We start from the raw sequence: 2,155 nt of genomic DNA, 5'->3' as shown, positions 1-2,155 counted from the left end.
CGCGTCGCTTCGCGATCGCCTGCGGCGACCCTTGACAGACCGTCCCGCCACGGAAAAACGAAGACTGCCGGGAAACCCCCAAAGGAACGGGACGGTCCGGAGATGGACATGCGGCCGAGTCAGGGATCACTCGGGGTGGTCGGGGGCCGCCTCGCCGGGCATCCGGGCCGACATCCATCCCCTTCGGGGCCGTCCCCACGCGACAGATCGCTACGCGCTCCTCCCGTCTCAGCGTCCGCCGCCCGTCTGGGCTCGCTGCTGTCGCCAAGGGCCGACGGATTCGTCATCCGGGGCCGGTGGGCGCGACAGATCGCTACGCGCTTCTCTTTCCTCGGCGTCTGGCAGCCGTCTGGGGCTGGTACCCGCACCGCATGGTGGACCGAGCGGCCTGGGGAGCACCCGGGGGGTGGGTCGGGGCGGATGGCTTAGTGTTCGGCCATGTCCATGCCGTCTTCCTCGGATGTCTCGGCGCCATCGGGGCCCGTGGATCCGTCTCAGTCGAACAGTGCGCGCCGCCGTAACAGGAGGCTGATCTGGATCGGCGCGGCCTCGCTCGCCGGACTCCTCCTCGCGGGCTACGGGGTGCGTCAACTCGCAACCAGCAAGCTCCCCGACGCCACGCACCGCCTCACGGTGCCCGAAGCCATGGTCGACGGCACTTACCAGCTGTCCGAGGACTCGTCGCACACCGAGAAGGCCGACGCGCTCGCCCGTTCGATGTCCGCCGCTTCGCACACCACCGGGGTGGTCAACGCCAGGTACGAGAGCGTGTCGTCGCAAGCGCCGAGCGTCCTTGTCCTTTCCGGGGTGTACGGGCAGTTCGAGAACCCCGGGAACCTCCGCCGGGGCATGCTGTCCGGAGCGCGGGACGGAGCGGACGGGAGCACGGTGGCCGAGCCGCAGGACATCACTCCGGCAGGCTCCGACACGACCGTGACCTGTCAGGCGTTCAAGATCCTCAACGGGCAGGCCGGTTGGACCGTCGTGCCGATGTGTGCGTGGGCGGACGGGAACACGGTGGCCATGGTGGTGGAGTCGGCCCCCGAGAACGTCGACCTCAACCGTCTCGCCGCCCTGACGCTCAAGGTGCGGGCGGAGGTCCGGCAGCCGATCGGCTAGACCAAGGGGCGCAGCATCACGTCGTGCAGCGGGGCCCCCGGCCACGGGTGGGCGTCGCCGAGCTTGCGGTAGCCCCAGGACCGGTATGCGGTGATGGCCGCGTGGTTCTCGGTGTGGACGTTGAGCAGAACGCGTTCGGCGTCGACGGTGGCGAACAGTGCTTCGTGCAGCCGACGGGCCACGCCCTGCCGGCGCCAGGGGGCGCGCACGGCGAGTTCCATCAGACCGAAGGTCCGGCGGCCGTCCTCACGGCGCACGTCCTCCGGGACCGGTTCGGTGAGCCGGTCCCACCAGTCCGTCTGCGGGGGGACGAGCCAGCCGTAGGCCATGCCGACCGGCTCGCCGTCGTCGGTCGTGGCCAGGGCCGCGAGGACGGAGGTCCGAGACCGGAAGCGGTCGAACGCGGCGGAGACGTCCTCCTCGGTCTCGTAGTAGGGAGGCCCGGCGAACACCTCCGCGTAGATCAGCCGGAACGAGTCGGCGGCGGCCGTGGCGGCCGAACCGGCGAGTTGGTTGATGCTGATCATTCCTGGCTCTCTCCTCGGTCTGTCTCATCCTCCGCCACCGGCCTGAGGGTCTTCGCAGATGAGGATGCCGCCCCGTTCGTCATGTGGTGCAGGTATCAGCCCAGGGCGGACGGCAGACGCCGAGATGAGAGGAGCGCGTAGCGATGTGTCGCGCCCACCGGCCCGGATGACGAATCCGTCGTCCTCCGGCGACAGCAGCGACCTCAGACGGCCGGTAGACGCTGAGACGGGAGGAGCGCGTAGCGATCTGCAGCGTGGGGGCGGCCCCGCATGGCATTCAGGGCGGCCCGGATGCCCGGCGAGGTGGCCCCCGACGACCCTGGCTGGTCCCTGACTCGGCCGTATGTCTATTGATCCTCCGTCCCGTTCCTTTGGGGGGTTCCCGGCAGTCTTCGTTTTTCCGTGGCGGGACGGTCTGTCAAGGGTGGCCGAAGGCCATCGCGAAGCGACGCGACGAAGGAGCGCCCTTGACAGGCCGGCCCGACGCGGAAGGACGATGAGGCTGACGG

The 2,155-nt window shown here is 69.7% G+C and carries 2 protein-coding genes; one reads left to right on the top strand and one right to left on the bottom strand.

All coding sequences use genetic code 11. The annotated features are described in order from the left end of the window. Positions 1 to 483 precede the first annotated feature (483 nt). The gene (locus ACFVXK_RS38310; RefSeq protein WP_389621934.1) at positions 484 to 1,119 is read left to right on the top strand and encodes a hypothetical protein; all 636 of its coding nucleotides are present in this window, start codon (positions 484 to 486) and stop codon (positions 1,117 to 1,119) included. Here the strand turns inward: ACFVXK_RS38310 and ACFVXK_RS38305 are convergent. After that, positions 1,116 to 1,646, bottom strand: a complete 531-nt coding sequence (locus ACFVXK_RS38305) for a GNAT family N-acetyltransferase (protein WP_389621931.1) — start codon at positions 1,644 to 1,646, stop codon at positions 1,116 to 1,118. The genes ACFVXK_RS38310 and ACFVXK_RS38305 overlap by 4 nt on opposite strands. Positions 1,647 to 2,155 lie beyond the last annotated feature (509 nt).

This window comes from Streptomyces sp. NPDC058157 (assembly GCF_042884105.1).
Lineage (GTDB): Bacteria > Actinomycetota > Actinomycetes > Streptomycetales > Streptomycetaceae > Streptomyces.
Note: the sequence above shows the minus strand (reverse complement) of the source record. Positions and strands in the feature narration are given on the sequence as shown.

What these genes read in the sequence shown, in the direction of transcription:
- ACFVXK_RS38305 (WP_389621931.1), bottom strand. Translation starts at nt 1,646, where the DNA reads ATGATCAGCATCAACCAACTCGCCGGTTCGGCCGCCACGGCCGCCGCC.